Source organism: Megasphaera geminata F0357, assembly GCF_000239275.1.
GTDB lineage: Bacteria > Bacillota > Negativicutes > Veillonellales > Megasphaeraceae > Megasphaera > Megasphaera geminata.
Genome location: NZ_JH417599.1, coordinates 28,852 through 46,717 on the forward strand (window position 1 = coordinate 28,852; position 17,866 = coordinate 46,717).

Genomic DNA, 17,866 nt, shown 5'->3' on the forward strand with positions numbered 1-17,866 from the left:
TAGATTTTTGCCCGGGTATTACGGATAAAGGCAGCCCGATTATCGACAAACCCGTTCTTTTAGTGTATTATGTAAGAGAACTTTGAGTCTGTACACGTAACACAGGATACTGAAGGAGGATATTATAAATGGCCGAGTTTGCAAAAATTAAAGTAATTGGTGTCGGCGGCGGAGGGAACAATGCCGTTAACCGCGAATGATAGAAAGCGGCTTGCAGGGCGTCGAATTTATCTCTGTAAATACGGAAAACCAGGTACTGGAAGTTTCTCAGGCCGATTTGAAAGTCCAGATCGGTGAGAAGCTGACGCGCGGTCTCGGCGCCGGCGCTAATCCGCAGAAGGGAGAGCAGGCCGCCCTGGAAAGCAAAGAAGATATTATGAAAGCCCTCCAAAGTGCGGACATGGTATTCGTAACGGCCGGCATGGGCGGCGGCACGGGTACGGGCGCGGCCCCGATTGTTGCGGAAATCGCCAAAGAAATGGGCGCTCTTACCGTAGCGGTCGTTACCAAGCCGTTTGCTTTTGAAGGTAAACGCCGTAAAGAACAAGCTGAAAAGGGCGCGGCATATTTAAAAGAAAAAGTAGATACGATCATTACGATTCAAAACGATAAACTGTTGCAGATTATCGACAAGAAAACGCCGCTCAATGAAGCGTTCAAAGTTGCCGATGATATTCTCCGCCAGGGTGTACAGGGTATTTCCGATCTCATTACGACGACAGGCCTTATCAACCTTGATTTTGCCGATGTCCGCACGATTATGGAGGATCAGGGCGAAGCCATTATGGGTATCGGTGTAGCGACCGGTGAAAATCGCGCCGTCGACGCTGTGGAAAGCGCTATTAAGAGCCCCCTGCTGGAAACGGGCATTGACGGCGCACAGAGTATCCTGTTGAATGTGACGGGCGGTCCCGATATCAGCCTTTACGAAATCAATGAGGCCGCTGAAAAAGTATCGGAAGCCGTATCTCCCGATGCCAATATTATCTTCGGCTCCGTTATCGATCCGGATATGAAAGATTCCATCCGCATTACTGTTGTCGCGACCGGCTTTGGCAAGGATGCTTCTTCCGTCCCCACTTTCGGTAAAGGTGCAGGTATTGCGGAACCCAAAGATACAGGTGCCGTGGAAATTCCGGCGTGGATGAGATAATAAGAGACACTGAGAAAGCGGATCCGCAACGGACCCGCTTTTTTTAGAATAGGCACGTGAGGGGAGGGAAGCAACATGCGTTGTCCTTTTTGTAAACATGACGATACAAGGGTAACGGATTCACGGGCTACCGATGACGGCCGCGCCATACGCCGCCGCCGCGAATGCCAGGCTTGGTAACGACCGCTTTACTACGTATGAAATGGTTGAAGAGGTCCCGCTTTATGTCGTAAAGAAAGACGGAAGCAGGCAGCTTTTTGACCGGAATAAGATTTTAAACGGCCTTTTACGGGCCTGCAATAAGCGGCGTGTTACGCGCCAGCAACTGGACGATATCGTTCTCAAAGTGGAGCGGAACATACGCAACACATTGGCACAGGAAGTGCCGAGCGTAAAAATCGGCGAAATGGTACTTTGCGAGTTAAAGAGTATTGATGCGGTTGCTTACATCCGCTTTGCTTCCGTGTATCGGCAGTTTGCCGATCTGGACAGCTTCATGGCGGAACTCAAGTCTTTGATGGGTAATAATAACAACGCTTAAATATCCCGGCGAGTAGGAGGTGTTGGTGACGGAACGGTATATCGACAACTTTTTAAATAATCAATCCGCAGCTGCGCATTGCCGTTATCGGGGATGTCATGGTGGACCGGTACGTATACGGCAAGGTGGAGCGCATTTCTCCGGAAGCGCCCGTGCCGATTAACAAGGTCAATAAAGTGACCTCCGTCCTGGGCGGCGCCGCCAATGTGGCTGCCAATCTGGCGCAGCTGGATTGCAATGTCTACTTGGCCGGCCTTATCGGGGAAGATGACAACGGCGGCCTTTTAAAAGGGCTCCTCGCGGAAGCGGGCATTGACGGTTCGGGCCTTGTGACACGAACGGGCCATGCGACGACGACAAAGATGCGCATCCTCGGTGCGCGGCAGCAAATGGCGCGTCTCGATTTTGAGGAAATTACATCCTTTACGGCGCAGGAACAGGCCGAATTGACGGGATGGCTTGACGATCGGATTTCAGCCGGTCTGGACGGTATCGTCCTGTCGGATTACAGTAAGGGCGTTTTCACGAACGGCGTTGCCGCGCTCGTTATTGCGGCAGCCGGCAAGGCCGGTATCCCCGTTCTTGTCGATCCGAAGGGCAGCGATTGGTCCCAGTATAACGGTGCCGATTTTGTCACGCCCAATATAAAGGAAATCTCACAATGCATCGGATATGACGTGGCGAATGAAACGGAAGCGGTCGTTAAAGCGGCGGTATCCCTGCACAAGCTGTATAATTTCCTCAATCTCATGATCACGCGCTCCGAAATGGGGATTACCCTGGTCAGTAAAGACGGTAAGGTTTGGAATAATCCGGCCATATCGCAGGAAGTATTTGATGTGTCCGGCGCGGGTGATACCGTAGCAGCTTCGTTTATCGCCGCCATTGCCGGCAAACTGTCCATCCGTACGGCTCTAAATATTGCCAATGCGGCTGCCGGTATTGTTGTCGCCAAGGTCGGCACCTATCCGGTCCATCGCAGTGAGCTTTTACAGCTTTGGTCGAACTGGCGGCCGCTGCGCTGGGAACCGTACCGGCCGTTGACGCGGGAAACAATGGCCGAAAAGATTCGGATGTGGCAGGATAAGGGCGAGACCGTCGTCTTTACCAACGGCGTGTTTGACGTCCTCCACCGGGGGCATATCCTTTACCTGCAGCAAGCGGCTATGCTGGGGCAGCATCTTGTTGTCGGCCTTAATTCGGATGCGTCGGCGCGTCGTTTGAAAGGGGAAACGAGGCCTTTCAATAAACAGGAAGACAGGGCCGTTCTTTTAAATGCTCTCGGATGTGTCGATGACGTGGTCATCTTTGAAGAAGATACGCCGAAAGAACTGTTGGCACAGTTGCGTCCGGATATTCTCGTCAAGGGCGGCGACTACCGGGTTGAAGAGATTATCGGCCGTGAGTATGCGGAGCGCGTTGAAGTCATTCGCTTTGAAAGCGGCTATTCGACGACGGAGCTGGTGCGGAAAATCGCTGATTCAGTGAAGAAAGGGAAGCTATGATTATCGTAACAGGCGGCGCCGGCTTTATCGGCAGCAATATTGTCAGAAAATTAAATGAACGGGGCATTGATACTATCCTTGTCGTCGATGATTTGACGGACGGCCGTAAATGCCGCAACCTTCAGGGACTGGACTTTTTCGATTATATGGATTATGAGGATTTCACCGCCGATATGGCGGACGATACCTTTTCTTACGGCCCGGTTGACGTGGTCTTCCATGAAGGGGCATGCTCCGACACGATGAACTATGACGGCCGGTATATGATGAAAAATAACTACGAAGGCAGCAAGGCCGTTCTTCATTACTGTGCGGAACGGGCGATTCCCTTCCTCTATGCATCTTCCGCTTCGACTTACGGCAGCGGCAAAAACGGCTTCCGTGAAGAGCCTGCCTGTGAAGAGGCGTTGAATCCCTATGCGTACTCAAAACTTCAATTCGACCGGTATGTGCGCCGTGTTTTGCCGTTGGTAAAAGGACAGGTAGCGGGTTTCAGGTATTTCAATGTTTTCGGCCCGCAGGAAAACCACAAAGACCGGATGGCGTCACTTATTTTCCAAAAGTATCATGAACTGCAGGAAAAGGGGAAAATCACTCTCTTTGAAGGCACGGCGGGCTATGAAAACGGCGGTCAGATCCGCGATTTCATTTACGTCAACGATGTCGTTAATGTACTCTTCTATTTCTGGGAACATCCCGAACTGTCCGGAATTTATAACTGCGGCACCGGTACGGGCCATACGTTCAATGAATTTGTTACGGGTATTATCGATTATTGCGGTAAAGGTTCTATTGAATATATCCCGTTCCCGGAAATTCTCAAGGGCAAGTATCAAAGCTATACGACCGCCGACACTGCAAAACTCATGGAAGCGGGTTATGATAAAGGATTTACCCCTCTTGAAGAAGCGGTTGAAGAATATTGCGGGATCCTTGCAAAGAACGACGGATATTTCTCCTGATGAAAGCTGTTTTTTTTGATCGTGACGGCGTGTTGAATGTCGACGCCGGCTATGTATACAAAAAAGAGGATTTTGTTTGGACGGAAGGTGCCAGGGAGGCTCTTGCGTGGCTGACCGACGCGGGCTATGCCGTTTTTATCGTTACCAATCAAAGCGGCGTGGCCCGCGGTTATTATACGGAAGAAGAGGTGCGCCGCCTGCATGATTGGCTTTGTGCCGAAGCAAAGGCGGCAGGCGGCGCCATTACGGCCGTATATTATTGTCCCTATCTGGAAGGCGCGCCTGTCAAAGCGTATGACCGCAGGAGTTCATGGCGTAAACCGGAGCCGGGGATGATTTTGCAGGCATTTGCCGATTTTGATATTGACAAAGCGCAGTCCTTTTTAATCGGCGACAGCCCCCGCGATCTTGAGGCGGCCCGGCGTGCCGGCCTGGACGGGTATTTATTTACGGGCGGTTCGTTGAAAGACTTTGTTGTGCATATTGCAGAGGAGAGACATAAGGGTGGAGCAGTATAACAATATATTGATCATTAAGATGAGCTCACTCGGTGACGTCTTGCATGCCTTGCCGACTCTCTATGCGCTGCGGCAAAATCAGCCGAATGCACGTATTGTCTGGGCAGTGCATGAGGAATTCGCGGCTCTCCTGCCGGCGGCGCCTTATATTGATGAAGTTATCCGTATAGATAAGAAAAAATTGAAGAAACTGTCCTACTGGCGCAAATTGAGAAGTATCCTGCATCCCTATCATTTTGATATTTCCATCGACTTACAAGGACTGGCTAAAAGCGCCGTCGTCGCTTTACAGCGGCGCCGGGAAAAAAGTCGGTTATTGGGAAATGCGCGAGGGCAGCTTCCTCGTCAGCAAGGGGCTGGCCGGTCCCCATAAAAAGGGACATGTCATTGAACGGTATCTGGATGTGGTCCGTTGTCTCGGCGGGACCGTTGAGGCCGTGGAATTTCCCTTACCTTCCATTGAACAGGAACGGGCCCGCATGCGTGAGGCGCTTAGGATGCGGACGGGAGGAAAACCCTATATTGCCGTCGTCCCCGGCGCACGGTGGGCTGTCAAAGAGTGGCCTCTTGCGTATTGGCAAGTTTTTGTGCGGCGCGTGACGGACAGCGGTATGCACGTCGTTCTCCTCGGCGGCCGCGACGATGTGTCGAAAGGACGGGTCATAGAAGAGTCTGCGGCTTCCCCGCTGCTTTTCAATTATACGGGCCGGACGACCTTAAAAGAGTTGACGGCCCTCATTGCGGACGCCGTTTTATACGTCAGTGCGGATACGGGACCGCTTCATTTGGCTAATGCGCTGAAAAAGGAGCTCATCGCTCTTTTCGGGCCGACCAGCCCGGAACGGACGGGACCGTACGGCGGCAAAGAGGCGGCGTACATTCATCTTCTCGTATCTCCCACGTCCGTCGCCACTGCGGACCGTCCCCTCGTGGACGATCCGGACTGCATGGCACGGATAACCGTTGACAGCGTATGGCAAACCTATGCCTCTATTATGGAGAAAACACTGAAATGATTAATTTGAAAGATAAACGGATTATAGTTACCTTTTTGATGCATCTGGGAGACCTTATCCTGGTCACGCCGTTTTTACAGGTTCTGCGCCGTCATGCGTACAATTCGGAAATAACGCTGGCCGTCGATAAAAAAGTTGCCGATGTTGTACGTTATAATCCGAATATAGACAAACTCGTGGAAATAGATAAAAAAGGAAGGGACAACTCGATCGGTGCCCTTTGGCGCATTGGCAGGAAACTGCACGGACACGGCTATGACCTTCTCATCAATCTCCATCCCAATGAGCGGACGTCTTTTCTGGCGGCAGCTATAGGGGCTAAAGAATTCGTCGGCATGAGTCATTTTCTCTTCCGTCCCATGATGGATAAATATACCCGCCTCGACCGCATACATCTTCATGCGGCCGATATGTATGTCGATGTATTGAAACAACTGGGCATCGACGATTGCCGTAATGACGGGCTGCAAATCTTCACGTGCTCCGCGTGGGATGAGAAGGCGGCGGCTTTTTATGCCTCGTGCGGCGTGGCGGACGGCGATCGGCTTATCGGTTTTAATATCGGCAGTGCCGTGCCGCAAAAACGGTGGCCGCCCAAACGGTTTGCCGCCGTGGCCGATTATTTTGCGCTCCAAGGATATACATGCGTTTTTTTCGGCGGCGCTATGGACAGAGAAATGGTCAATGATGCCGTATCTCTTATGGAATCACAGGCCATCGTGGCGACCGGGAAGTTTTCCGTCGGCGAGCTGGCGGCGGCCGTGAGACGGTGCAGCCTTTTTATTACCAACGACAGCGGCCCCATGCACGTGGCTGTCAGTCAGGACGTTCCCGTCGTCGCCCTCTACGGGCCGAGCAATCCCAAATTCTACGGTCCGTACACGAAAAAAGCCATTGTCCTGGAGTCGACGGATACATACGCGACCGGCAAGAGCATGAAAAAAATTATACGGGAAGGTACCTATCGCGGTATTTCGATCATTACAACGAAACATGTTATTGAAGCGGCTGAGACAATGTTGTGTCAATACCGATAATTGAAGTTTCGGTGAAAGTACCGTATAATATAGATAATGTAACTTGAAGTTTGGTATTGCAATTTAATTTCGGAGGTGCAGAACTATGAAAAAAGTATTCACAGCGGCGGTGGTGGCTACCCTCGTTTCGGCCGGCGCCATGGTATATGCTGCCGGTACACCTGTTCAGAATCGTCAGACAGGCGACCTGAAAGTTGATCTTAACTACGGGTTCAACCAGAAAATGGGCCATCGCGATGCGCGTTCTCATTTCTCCGGCGGTGACGTGACCTATGTACTCAATGATAAAGTTGACGTCCAGTATGACAATAACAATACGAAAGCAAGCAGCAACGGCGACCGTGTAAATGAACACGGCTTACGCGCCATCTACCATTTTAACCCGTATGTTTCCGCGTTCGGCGGCGCTACAAAGGTCGATACGAAATTCGCAGGCCATCGCGAACACGATTGGGGCGGTCAGGTGGGCCTTGAAGGCCGGGTGCCCATTGCCGATAAAGTAACGGGCTTCGGCTCCGTCGGCATCGGTGACGACGTTAACACTTACGAAATAGGCGTAGGCTACAACTTCAACGAGAACCTCGATGCCCACGTAAAATACCGTCGCGACGACATTGACGTAAACAACTATGATGATGATGTAAAAGGCTGGCAGGTAGGCATGGGCTATAAGTTCTAACCTACAACAGTCACATAAAAGAGAGCCGCAAGGCTCTCTTTTTGTGTGGGGAAATTAGGGGCCGTGAATATAGGTAGCAATAAATATGTGATTATTTGTATAGTATAAAAATAAGTTTTAGTTAAAGGCGAAGGGAAAATAATGAATAATTAATATAGAACTATTATTACAGGAATGTTACAATAGCTATATGTAATTCATGTATAATGTGAGGTGAATTTAGAATGGAAGATTTGGGAAAATCGGAGTTAAAAGCTATTTTGCACTCTAAAAGGGCTAATATATATTATCTTGAAAAGTGTCGTATTATGCAAAAAGACGGACGAGTGCTATATCTTACAGACGGTAAAAAAGCCAATTTATATTGGAATATACCGATTGCCAATACAACGGTTATTTTACTCGGAACAGGAACCTCTATCACTCAGGCAGCCATGAGGTTGTTGGCTGCAGCAGGAGTCCTTGTCGGATTTTGTGGTGGGGGCTGTACGCCCTTATTCTCAGGTGGGGAGATAGAATGGCTAAACCCTCAAAGTGAATATCGGCCGACTGAATATTTGCAACGGTGGATATCTTTTTGGTTCAATGAAAATAAACGATTAGAAGCAGCCAAATATTTTCAACGCAAGCGATGTGAATATTTAGAAAAAATTTGGGACAAAGATCGTGAATTGGGGCAATATCAATTCTACTTAGATGATAAAGCTGTAGAACAGGCATTGACAATATATAAAAGGAATATTGAAGTTGCTGGAGATGTTACAAAGCTGCTGACATCGGAAGCTGAATTTACTAAAAGACTATATAAATATGCGGCACAGAAAACAGACAATAATGAATTTATAAGAAATCATGACGGAGCGGATAGTTCCAATACATTTTTAAATCACGGAAATTATTTGGCTTATGGACTAGGGGCGTGTACTTTGTGGGTTTTAGGTATACCGCACGGATTGGCCGTGATGCACGGGAAAACGAGACGAGGGGCTTTGGTATTTGATGTCGCAGATTTAGTGAAAGACACCCTAGTATTGCCGTGGGCTTTTATATCAGCATTAGAAGGACGCAAAGAACAAGAGTTCAGGCAAACTTGTTTACAAAAATTTACGGAACATAAGGCGTTGGATTTTATGTTTGAAGAAGTCAAAAATGTGAGCGCTCTATTTAAGGCGGATGATATATTATGATGGTTTTATTTACCAGTCTTAGCGAGAAAAAATCTATCTCTACGGTTAGGCGCATTCTTGACAGCTTTGCCGATAGAATCGGGGATAATACTTGGAAAACGGTTATAACGGCAGACGGTCTTGAGGCCGTTCATACCTTATTGCGCAAGAGTGCGACCAAAAGTACAGCGGTATCTTGTCATTGGATACGATCGCGCAGTCGAAGTGAATTGGTTTGGGTTGTGGGTAACAGGGACGCTTTTAATGAAGCGGGGGCGGTACCGGTAAATCAGACAAGTAAGAATATAAATCGTCTTGACTGGGAAAATAACTGGCATTACATGCCGTTGTTGAAAGCCCTCGTTGCTGTGGCTGCACTTTTTCATGATTTAGGTAAAGCGTCAGACCATTTTCAAAAAAAGTTAGCACAAAAATCATTGAAAGCTGATCCGTATCGTCATGAATGGATTTCCTGTAAGATTGTAGAGGCATTGGTAAATAGTACTGATTCGGTAAATGACGATATGAAGTGGTTAATGGCATTAAAGGAAGGACGTGTGGACTTTTTTGAATTACGTAATTATATAGATAAGAATGTAGTAGACTTTAAAGCAAAATCTTTGAAACCAACGTTTGATTATTGGATGCAATTACCGCCTTTGGCTCAAGCCGTATGTCATTTAATTTTGGGACACCATAGATTGCCGGTATTTGGTGGAAAATCATCCGGTAAAAACGAATGGGAGCAGAAGGAAGATAAACAAGACTGGAAAAGATATAGCGGAGAGAAAAAGTCAGTAGCGGATTTATGGAAAAGTATAAATGCACGATGGGGATATAGGAATGATAATTCGGACATTGAAAAGGATAATGTTGATGTTGTATCTTGTTTTACTTTTTCCAAAGGATTAATTGGTGTAAATACCCCTTTATGGGCGAAAAGTGTAAAAAAATGGTCTGCACGGTTATATGCGTGTTTTGTGTACAATCCAGATATTTTTGTTAGACAAGAAGACCATAGCGGAGATTTTAGAAGCCTTATGACGTATAGTCGCTTATGTCTGGTGTTAGCAGATCATTATGTGTCTTCTACGGTCAGTGACGGCACAAAATTCAAGGCAGAAAAAAATACATTATGGGCTAATACGCGAAACGGGAAAATGAATCAAGGATTAGAAGAACACTTAGTACGTGTATGTGAACAGGCCGTGCGAATTGCTCATAATTTACCGCGTCTGTCTGAAAATATGGAAGCCGTTCAAGATAACAAGGCTTTAAGTAAGAAAAGTCCTAAGGCATATAAATGGCAAGATATGGCAGTTGACAAAATTAAATTATTTAGAAAACAATCGGAACATGATAATGCCTTTTTTGTAATTAATGCAGCCAGCACCGGATGCGGGAAAACATATGCCAATGCAAAAATTATGCAAGCTCTTTCTAAAAAAGGCAATTCATTACGATATATCTTAGCGTTAGGACTACGATCATTGACTTTACAAACAGGGGACGAGTATAAAGAACGAATTCATCACAATGAATCTGAATTGGCCGTATTAATTGGGTCTTCGGCTATCAGCAAATTACATGATGAAGAAAAAAACGAGTACGAACCTGCACTTGTTGATGAACCGGAATCCCTTCTTACGGAAGAAGTTTGGTATAAAGATACGGAAGATGGGGAACAGATTCAATTCTTGTGATATATTTTTTGATACACAAACCAGTCGCATGTTAAGTAAGAAACAGGCACAGAAGAATCATGCCCTCATGTACAAGCCGGTGTTGGTAGCCACTATTGACCATATTATGGGAGCGACGGAAAGCATTCGCGGCGGGAAATTTATTTTGCCGAGCTTACGGTTAATGTCTTCCGACCTGGTAATTGATGAAATTGATGATTTTAGCCAGAAGGATTTAATAGCCATTTGCAGATTGGTTCATTTAGCAGGTTTATTCGGTAGAAATGTAACGATTTCATCAGCTACCATTCCTCCGGATTTAGCCGAAGTATTATATCGATCGTATGCAGCCGGGTTAGACTGTTTTTCATCGTTTTATGGGTCTATTAAACGGCTGGTAGTTATTCATTGTGATGAATTCGGCTGCCAAGTAATGCCTGCAGCACGTAAAGGAGATTTTAAGCCGTGCCATGAGCGATTTATTCAGAAACGTGTGAAAAATTTGGGGCAGCAACCGGTAAAACGCAGGGGAATTATTCAAGAGATCAATCGAGCAAAAAATATATCACAAGAAGATTTGTCGACTATGGAGGAACAATATTTCGCATGTATGAAAGATGCGGCCGAACAACTTCATTATGCTCAGCACGTTACGGATAAAAAAACGGGCAAACAGGTTTCTTTCGGCATTATACGCGTAGCTCATATTGATGCATGTGTGCGGCTTTGCAAGTATTTACTGGATTGTCTTTGGAGTAAAGATATATCTGTACGTCTGATGGCTTATCACAGTCGACAAATCTTATTATTGCGGCATGAGCAGGAAAAGTACTTGGATTCTGTACTGAAACGAAAGGAACAACAAGAACGCATCGTGGATTTTGTTGAACCGATTGTCAGATCTCATATAGATAATTGCTCGACTGACAATATCTTATTTATTGTAGTAGCGACTCCGGTTGAAGAAGTGGGGCGTGACCATGATGCCGATTGGGCGGTCATAGAACCTTCGTCCTATCGCTCTATTATCCAATTGGCTGGACGAGTAAGGCGGCATAGAAATAGGGATAATGTGGAACCTAATATTGCTGTCATGCAGTTTAATCTAGCCGGACTACGGAAACAGAAAGTAGCCTTTACACACCCCGGATATGAAACAAGTGTGTTAACAGTAGAACATGATTTAAAAAAATGTCTTAATGAGCAGCAATTAAGAGAACGAATCGATGCAGTCCCTCGTATTAACAAACCTAAAAAGCTATGTCCCCATGATAAACTCATTGATTTAGAACACTGTGTAATGGAAGAATTAAACCGCTTGGACAACGCCGGTCCGGAAGTGATAAACGGATGGATTAATGAAGGCTGGTGGTTGACAGGAATGCCGCAATACATCAATCGATTTAGAGAAAGTTCTGATAAGGATGTAAAATTATTTGCTGTATTTGAAGATGGGAGAATCAGGTTTAAAGAATATAGCGGGATAAATGGTGTCGTTGATAAGACAGAAATTTATAATATATCACAAGATGCTGCATTATCGCCTTTAGCAGAAAACCGATTATGGATAAGTAGAGATTATGAGGCGGCATTGCGTGAGCGATCGGAAGTCGGTGAAGATGAGGAAGAAAAATTGCTAGCGGTGGCAAAGCTATATGGAGAGATTGTACTTCCCGATAAAAATCAATCCAGCAAAAATGAATGGTTGTATTCTGATCAATTCGGATTATTTAAAAAGAAAGGTGGCGAAGAAGAGTTATGAACACATTAGAAGAATATATAATGAAGGAGTCGGAGGCGTGGAGTAAAAAGAATAAGCCGATAACTTGGATGGATAATATTATTGAAAATATTGGAAAATGCCGAGTGGCAACCCATGTAGGTAAATTTACTCATTCAAAGTCTAAGGTTTCGATAAGAATTTTCAACGGATTTAATACTAATATAAAATATGTTATTACAGAATCAGTTAAATGCAAAGAGGATATCGTTTATGAAAGTGCAGCATATATGGCGGCGGCTAAGTTTTTAGATTTAATGTTGGAAGACGGCAATAGAGTGATTGATCATATTGTTAATAATGATATGGAAGTTCAGACTTTGGTTGAACAATATGGTGGAAATTATAATATACTTTTAGAAAAATTAAAAATGGCAACTAATTTGATAGAAAATAGTAGCACCGAAAGTATATTAAAGCAAGTGTATTTCCCTATAAATGAGCGACAATATCACTTGTTAACAATATTGCCTAATTCGTCTGTAATGTGTGAGCTTTCTCGCCGAATTAGGGAGATGATAAGTATACGAAATGATGCACGAGATACTAAGAAGGAGTCGGATATAGGGCAGTATAAAGAAATACTAAATAGAACAATTATTGGTTTTGGTGGGGCACAACCTCAAAACGTTAGTGTCTTAAATTCCATGAATGTAGGTAAGTATACTTTGTTAGAGAGCTTGCCTCCTATGATTGAAAAACGAAATTTACGATATCCTAAGAAAGACTTCTGGAATGAAACGATGAGGTATTACTATGTTTCGGGGATTATGAAGGAACTTCATTTAAACTTATGTAATGATCGGAATAATTTGACCATAAGAAATAGAATTAAGGAGAATATACATAGTCTAATAGATAGGGTGCTTCAAATGAAATATAAACTTTGGTCAGAGTATCCTTGTTGGATAAAGCACGATATATATGGACAGCTGCCTAAAGAACAGATAGTATGGCTAGACCTTGAAAATGATATGGATCTTAATAGCGAGATGATTGATACTCTTAGTAAGGCATTCTCAAGGTGGCTGATACACACTTACGGAAGAGTGTTAAAGAAAGACAGCCTTTCTCTAGGTAGTGAAGAGTTTAGATATTTTGCACATTGTATGGAAGATGTGCTTAAGAAGGAGGTGATGAGATAGATTATGAAAAAGTATATTCTTATATCTGAACTGGCGATACATAATGCTAATGCTATGAGCAGTACTATTACAATTGGCGTGCCAGCTATGACCGCTTGGCTTGGAGCGGTACATGCATTAGAAAGGAAAATAAATAAATCATATAAATTTGAAGGAGTGCAATTTCCGTGTACAACTGTGTCTTATTTAAAAACAGATCTACAGGTGTATAAAGGTCACGGGGATTATGCCAATTCAATTATAGGTACGGCAAACCCTTTAGATGATAAGGGTAAACGTGCCTCCTTTATAGAGGAACCGAGAATTCATTTGAAGGTATCTCTATTAATAGAAACTGAAGGCCTTGCCGGGGACTGTGAAGATAAATTTATAGAGATTTTTTCAAAAGAATTATATAAAAGTAAGTTTGCCGGTGGCGATGTAATGGATTTTGAACGTGTACGACTTGTTTATAGTAATGGAGACGTACATGATACCAGAAAGATAGTATCAATGCTCATGCCGGGGTTTGTTGTAGTAGAGCGTAAATTTCGTTTTAGATAATAGTGATGAGGATGCGTTAGAGCGATTGTTGAATTATTTGGCTGTTTACAATACAAAAGAACAGCATGAAGGAAATGCTGAATGGATTAAAAGTAAAAAAGAATCCGGTTGGTTAGTTCCTATAGCAGTTGGATTTAAACGGATTTCAGAGATAGGGAAGATTAAAGGGCAGAGAGATAAAAGCAAAAACCATTGCTTTGTGGAGCCGGTTGTAACTATCGGTGAATTTAAAATGGCTTATCGTTTTGAATCAATTGATGACATGATGTGGCACTATGAGTATAAAGAAAATGAAAAACTTTATTTGTGTGTAAATCAACAATAGGAGGAATGGACAATGACAAAGAAAAAAGACGGAGTGGCATCGGTATTAGCATTTGAGAAAAAATTGGTTTTTTCGGACGGGTATATGTACGGTACAACTTGGGAGGAAAGGGAAAGTAAGGCATCTCCGATTAAATTGATGGAAAAAGCTGTGAGAGGCACGATTTCTAATCGATTAAAGAAGGCGATTACCGATGACCCTGTGAAACTAAATGCTGAAGTAGAAAAAGCTAATTTGCAGTTGGTTGATGCAGCAGCTTTAGATTTGGCACAAGATACACTGAAATTAGTATTTACATTAAAAATATTACCTGGGATTGAATTTCCTTCTGCATGTAATGATAAAACTCATCAAGAAAATATTTATAAAATGGTTATCAGTTATATCGAGAACTATGGGTTTGATATATTGGCGAAACGGTATGCTATCAATATTGCTAATGCACGTTTCCTCTGGAGAAATAGAGTGGGAGCGGAAAAAATTGAAACATGTATTCGTGTCTTAAATAATTCGTCTCAGGAATGGAAATTTGACTCGTATAATTTCCAATTAAATGATTTTGATGTACGGATCTCGAATTTGAGTGAATTGGCGGAAATAATTGCAAAAACTTTATCCGGAAAGAATGAGACGGTGTTGTTGGAAGTAACTTCTTATGCCAAGGTTGGTAAAGGGCAAGAAATTTATCCCAGTGAAGAATTAGTCTTGGATAAAGGACGCGGGCGGAAAAGTAAAATTCTATATAGTATAGATGGAATCGCCGCTATGCATTCACAAAAGCTTGGGAATGCTGTTCGCACGATAGATACTTGGTATCCTGAATGTGAAAGTAATGAAGGTAGAGCAATTGCAGTGGAAACATATGGGGCTGTTACTAATTTAGGGTGTGCATATAGAAGAACTTCGGATAAAAAAGATTTTTATACTTTATTTGACAAACAGTCTAAAGTGGAGAGTTAGCTGAAGAAGCTGATAAGCATTATGTTATGGCTATATTGGTTCGCGGTGGTGTATTCGGACAAAGTGAGAAGGAGTAGAGATGAAATATTATCAGGATATTACGTTATTGCCTGATACGGAAATTCCTTTACATTTTCTCTTGTCCAAAGTTTTTTCACAAATTCATCTTGAATTTGCAGAAGTAAAAAATAGAGAAGGGAATATACCGTACGCCCTTTCCTTTCCGGAATATGGGGAAAACACATTAGGCACTAAATTACGGATTTTTAGCAATGAAAAGGCTGAATTAGAGAAATTAGATTTGAGAATAAAGCTAAGTAAGTTTGAAGATTATATACATATAACAAGAATTAGAGATGTTCCTACGAATGTTAAAGAATATGAAATATTCAGCCGTTATCAGGTAGATGGATCCGTACATCAAAAAGCGAACCAATATGTGAAACGCCATGACGGAGTTACGTATGAAGAAGCCGTGAAATTTTTGCAGCAAAAAGTAAGTAAAACAAAACTACCGTACATACAGATGATTAGCTTATCCAACCGCAACCACTTTAGACTGTTTGTCAAAAGGACGACAGTTAACAGTCCCTTACAAGGAGAATGTGGATCTTATGGACTAAGTTTACAATGTGCAATACCTAAATTTTAACCAAAAATTTCTGAAACTCGTTGGAATTGCATAAAATAGCGGTTGAAATAAGAGACGAAAATAATTGGGTATTAATAAGACAAATCTCAATAGCATAAGTCTGTGTCTGGAGTGAAGTGTTTTGGTGGAACAGTAAACTGCCGAATAGGCAGTTTAGAAACCTGTACCCTTATAGGTTAGGAGGTGAGAGCGAGTAAACTGCCGAATAGGCAGTTTAGAAATTATGCTTTTCATGTTTTTTAATAACGTCGTCGTAAACTGCCGAATAGGCAGTTTAGAAAGAATGGGCGGAGGATCTCATCATAAAAGAATTGTAAACTGCCGAATAGGCAGTTTAGAAATTGAGGTCGCCCACTTCCAGATCCTGGAAGTCGTAAACTGCCGAATAGGCAGTTTAGAAACAGCGCCGGCTTACCTGCTCGGTACCGAGATACGTAAACTGCCGAATAGGCAGTTTAGAAAAGTCGGCGGCGTGAGCCATATCCTCATCGCCGGTAAACTGCCGAATAGGCAGTTTAGAAATACATCACCGCGCGCGGTTGCCGCAACACGTCGTAAACTGCCGAATAGGCAGTTTAGAAATGAATAAACTCGTCCCGCTTGGTCATCCTTGTGTAAACTGCCGAATAGGCAGTTTAGAAATTGATAAGATGGCGTTACATGGCAAGGAGGTAGTAAACTGCCGAATAGGCAGTTTAGAAAAAAGAAAAAACCGGGGCGAAAAAGAAAAAAAAGTAAACTGCCGAATAGGCAGTTTAGAAATTCGGCCAATCTGTTACTTTTATGACCTATTAGTAAACTGCCGAATAGGCAGTTTAGAAAATTGACGGGAATATGCCAAACGACAACCAATAGTAAACTGCCGAATAGGCAGTTTAGAAATTTAATGTTGACAAGGAAAGGGCCACAGCAGAGTAAACTGCCGAATAGGCAGTTTAGAAAGCCATGCCCGATGAATCCATCGCTGGTCTTATGTAAACTGCCGAATAGGCAGTTTAGAAATGATATCCAAATACTTCATTATCCTTTTCAGTGTAAACTGCCGAATAGGCAGTTTAGAAATTGACAGCTTGGCGCTTGGACGGCGGCATCGTGTAAACTGCCGAATAGGCAGTTTAGAAATGGCATTGGCCTACAGTGGATTTCTCGTTATCGTAAACTGCCGAATAGGCAGTTTAGAAATATATTACGTATTTGCGCTTCCGAAAGCGCTTGTAAACTGCCGAATAGGCAGTTTAGAAAAAACTGGCAACCTCGACGCTAATACTACTCTAGTAAACTGCCGAATAGGCAGTTTAGAAAATCATCAACACCGCATCACATGCCCGCTCCAAGTAAACTGCCGAATAGGCAGTTTAGAAATTCAGTGCCGGACATAACTTGCTGTGCATTCAGTAAACTGCCGAATAGGCAGTTTAGAAAAGTAGAATCTTTTTCGCCATATTCAAAGTTTTGTAAACTGCCGAATAGGCAGTTTAGAAACAATACATCAGAAAGAACACTGGAAGCTGTATGTAAACTGCCGAATAGGCAGTTTAGAAATATATAAAGACGGCCTAAAGCTCTGCCTGGAGGTAAACTGCCGAATAGGCAGTTTAGAAAGTGCGGCATATACAAGAGCGACGAAGAGACCAAGTAAACTGCCGAATAGGCAGTTTAGAAAAAGTGGTAATTCAACACCTGCGCCCTTCTGCGGTAAACTGCCGAATAGGCAGTTTAGAAAAATTATTGTTAATCCCGTTATGCAGACGTCAGGTAAACTGCCGAATAGGCAGTTTAGAAAGATAAAGTACTGGCCGAAACGCAAGCAACGCGGTAAACTGCCGAATAGGCAGTTTAGAAAATATCATCAATGATTCTATCAATTGTCTCCTTGTAAACTGCCGAATAGGCAGTTTAGAAATCGTTGCTTAAATCCCCGCCGAAAAATCCAAAGTAAACTGCCGAATAGGCAGTTTAGAAACAGCACAGTAAGTACTCGGTGCCGTTTTTGTCGTAAACTGCCGAATAGGCAGTTTAGAAATTGCTGATATGACAAATCAGTCCTTACATTTAGTAAACTGCCGAATAGGCAGTTTAGAAAAGAATACTCCAATCGTCCCGGTGCTCGATAACGTAAACTGCCGAATAGGCAGTTTAGAAATGTGGCGTCTTATCCGACGTTGCAGACGTTTGGTAAACTGCCGAATAGGCAGTTTAGAA

The 17,866-nt window shown here is 43.8% G+C and carries 12 protein-coding genes, 5 pseudogenes and 1 CRISPR repeat array; all 17 genes and pseudogenes read left to right on the forward strand.

Annotated elements, in window-relative coordinates; all coding sequences use genetic code 11:
• The first annotated feature begins 128 nt into the window (after positions 1-128).
• Positions 129-1,153: pseudogene (gene ftsZ, locus HMPREF0080_RS05520) on the forward strand (cell division protein FtsZ).
• A 75-nt stretch (positions 1,154-1,228) separates the two neighbouring features.
• A pseudogene (gene nrdR, locus HMPREF0080_RS05525) lies at positions 1,229-1,694 on the forward strand (transcriptional regulator NrdR).
• Between the two features lie 25 nt (positions 1,695-1,719).
• Positions 1,720-3,199 (forward strand): annotated as a pseudogene (rfaE1, locus tag HMPREF0080_RS05530) (D-glycero-beta-D-manno-heptose-7-phosphate kinase).
• Entirely contained in the window at positions 3,196-4,161 is a 966-nt protein-coding gene (gene rfaD / locus HMPREF0080_RS05535; protein WP_006790321.1) for an ADP-glyceromanno-heptose 6-epimerase, read from the forward strand. Before rfaE1 ends, rfaD begins: the two are co-directional and overlap by 4 nt.
• Complete coding sequence (locus HMPREF0080_RS05540) at positions 4,161-4,679, forward strand: D-glycero-alpha-D-manno-heptose-1,7-bisphosphate 7-phosphatase (protein ID WP_006790322.1); 519 nt, start codon at positions 4,161-4,163, stop codon at positions 4,677-4,679. Before rfaD ends, HMPREF0080_RS05540 begins: the two co-directional genes overlap by 1 nt.
• Positions 4,666-5,695 (forward strand): annotated as a pseudogene (locus tag HMPREF0080_RS05545) (glycosyltransferase family 9 protein). The gene HMPREF0080_RS05540 and the pseudogene HMPREF0080_RS05545 overlap by 14 nt, the downstream one beginning before the upstream one ends.
• Positions 5,692-6,732, forward strand: a complete 1,041-nt coding sequence (locus HMPREF0080_RS05550) for a glycosyltransferase family 9 protein (protein WP_006790325.1) — start codon at positions 5,692-5,694, stop codon at positions 6,730-6,732. The pseudogene HMPREF0080_RS05545 and the gene HMPREF0080_RS05550 overlap by 4 nt, the downstream one beginning before the upstream one ends.
• 85 nt (positions 6,733-6,817) lie before the next feature.
• Positions 6,818-7,411 (forward strand): outer membrane beta-barrel protein, encoded by a 594-nt coding sequence (locus HMPREF0080_RS05555; RefSeq protein WP_006790326.1) that lies wholly within the window; start codon positions 6,818-6,820, stop codon positions 7,409-7,411.
• Between the two features lie 224 nt (positions 7,412-7,635).
• Entirely contained in the window at positions 7,636-8,598 is a 963-nt protein-coding gene (gene cas1f / locus HMPREF0080_RS05560) for a type I-F CRISPR-associated endonuclease Cas1f (protein WP_006790327.1), read from the forward strand.
• Positions 8,595-10,280 (forward strand): DEAD/DEAH box helicase family protein, encoded by a 1,686-nt coding sequence (locus tag HMPREF0080_RS09675; protein ID WP_006790328.1) that lies wholly within the window; start codon positions 8,595-8,597, stop codon positions 10,278-10,280. The genes cas1f and HMPREF0080_RS09675 overlap by 4 nt, the downstream gene beginning before the upstream one ends.
• Positions 10,255-12,021, forward strand: coding sequence for a P-loop NTPase family protein (locus HMPREF0080_RS09680; protein WP_050808826.1), 1,767 nt, complete (start codon positions 10,255-10,257; stop codon positions 12,019-12,021). The genes HMPREF0080_RS09675 and HMPREF0080_RS09680 overlap by 26 nt, the downstream gene beginning before the upstream one ends.
• Positions 12,018-13,184, forward strand: a complete 1,167-nt coding sequence (locus HMPREF0080_RS05570) for a type I-F CRISPR-associated protein Csy1 (protein ID WP_006790330.1) — start codon at positions 12,018-12,020, stop codon at positions 13,182-13,184. The genes HMPREF0080_RS09680 and HMPREF0080_RS05570 overlap by 4 nt, the downstream gene beginning before the upstream one ends.
• 3 nt (positions 13,185-13,187) lie before the next feature.
• Positions 13,188-13,727 carry a CRISPR-associated protein, Csy2 family gene (locus HMPREF0080_RS11320; protein ID WP_006790331.1) on the forward strand — a complete coding sequence of 180 codons (540 nt, stop codon included), beginning with the start codon at positions 13,188-13,190 and terminating at the stop codon, positions 13,725-13,727.
• A gap of 25 nt (positions 13,728-13,752) precedes the next feature.
• The gene (locus tag HMPREF0080_RS11325; RefSeq protein ID WP_006790332.1) at positions 13,753-14,052 is read left to right on the forward strand and encodes a type I-F CRISPR-associated protein Csy2; all 300 of its coding nucleotides are present in this window, start codon (positions 13,753-13,755) and stop codon (positions 14,050-14,052) included.
• A 12-nt stretch (positions 14,053-14,064) separates the two neighbouring features.
• Positions 14,065-15,012: a type I-F CRISPR-associated protein Csy3 gene (gene csy3 / locus HMPREF0080_RS05580; protein ID WP_006790333.1), complete on the forward strand. Its 948-nt coding sequence runs from the start codon at positions 14,065-14,067 to the stop codon at positions 15,010-15,012.
• A 23-nt stretch (positions 15,013-15,035) separates the two neighbouring features.
• Positions 15,036-15,089, forward strand: a pseudogene (locus tag HMPREF0080_RS11695) (hypothetical protein); the annotation flags it as partial.
• Between the two features lie 2 nt (positions 15,090-15,091).
• Entirely contained in the window at positions 15,092-15,664 is a 573-nt protein-coding gene (gene cas6f / locus HMPREF0080_RS05585) for a type I-F CRISPR-associated endoribonuclease Cas6/Csy4 (protein WP_006790334.1), read from the forward strand.
• Positions 15,665-15,796: 132 nt separating this feature from the next.
• Positions 15,797-17,807: a CRISPR direct-repeat array (repeat unit 28 nt; unit sequence GTAAACTGCCGAATAGGCAGTTTAGAAA).
• The last annotated feature ends 59 nt before the right edge of the window (positions 17,808-17,866 follow it).

Bases quoted from the DNA above. Each gene is read 5' to 3' on its own strand.
- rfaD (WP_006790321.1), top strand. From the start codon at position 3,196: ATGATTATCGTAACAGGCGGCGCCGGCTTTATCGGCAGCAATATTGTC.
- HMPREF0080_RS05540 (WP_006790322.1), top strand. From the start codon at position 4,161: ATGAAAGCTGTTTTTTTTGATCGTGACGGCGTGTTGAATGTCGACGCC.
- HMPREF0080_RS05550 (WP_006790325.1), top strand. From the start codon at position 5,692: ATGATTAATTTGAAAGATAAACGGATTATAGTTACCTTTTTGATGCAT.
- HMPREF0080_RS05555 (WP_006790326.1), top strand. From the start codon at position 6,818: ATGAAAAAAGTATTCACAGCGGCGGTGGTGGCTACCCTCGTTTCGGCC.
- cas1f (WP_006790327.1), top strand. From the start codon at position 7,636: ATGGAAGATTTGGGAAAATCGGAGTTAAAAGCTATTTTGCACTCTAAA.
- HMPREF0080_RS09675 (WP_006790328.1), top strand. From the start codon at position 8,595: ATGATGGTTTTATTTACCAGTCTTAGCGAGAAAAAATCTATCTCTACG.
- HMPREF0080_RS09680 (WP_050808826.1), top strand. From the start codon at position 10,255: ATGGGGAACAGATTCAATTCTTGTGATATATTTTTTGATACACAAACC.
- HMPREF0080_RS05570 (WP_006790330.1), top strand. From the start codon at position 12,018: ATGAACACATTAGAAGAATATATAATGAAGGAGTCGGAGGCGTGGAGT.
- HMPREF0080_RS11320 (WP_006790331.1), top strand. From the start codon at position 13,188: ATGAAAAAGTATATTCTTATATCTGAACTGGCGATACATAATGCTAAT.
- csy3 (WP_006790333.1), top strand. From the start codon at position 14,065: ATGACAAAGAAAAAAGACGGAGTGGCATCGGTATTAGCATTTGAGAAA.
- cas6f (WP_006790334.1), top strand. From the start codon at position 15,092: ATGAAATATTATCAGGATATTACGTTATTGCCTGATACGGAAATTCCT.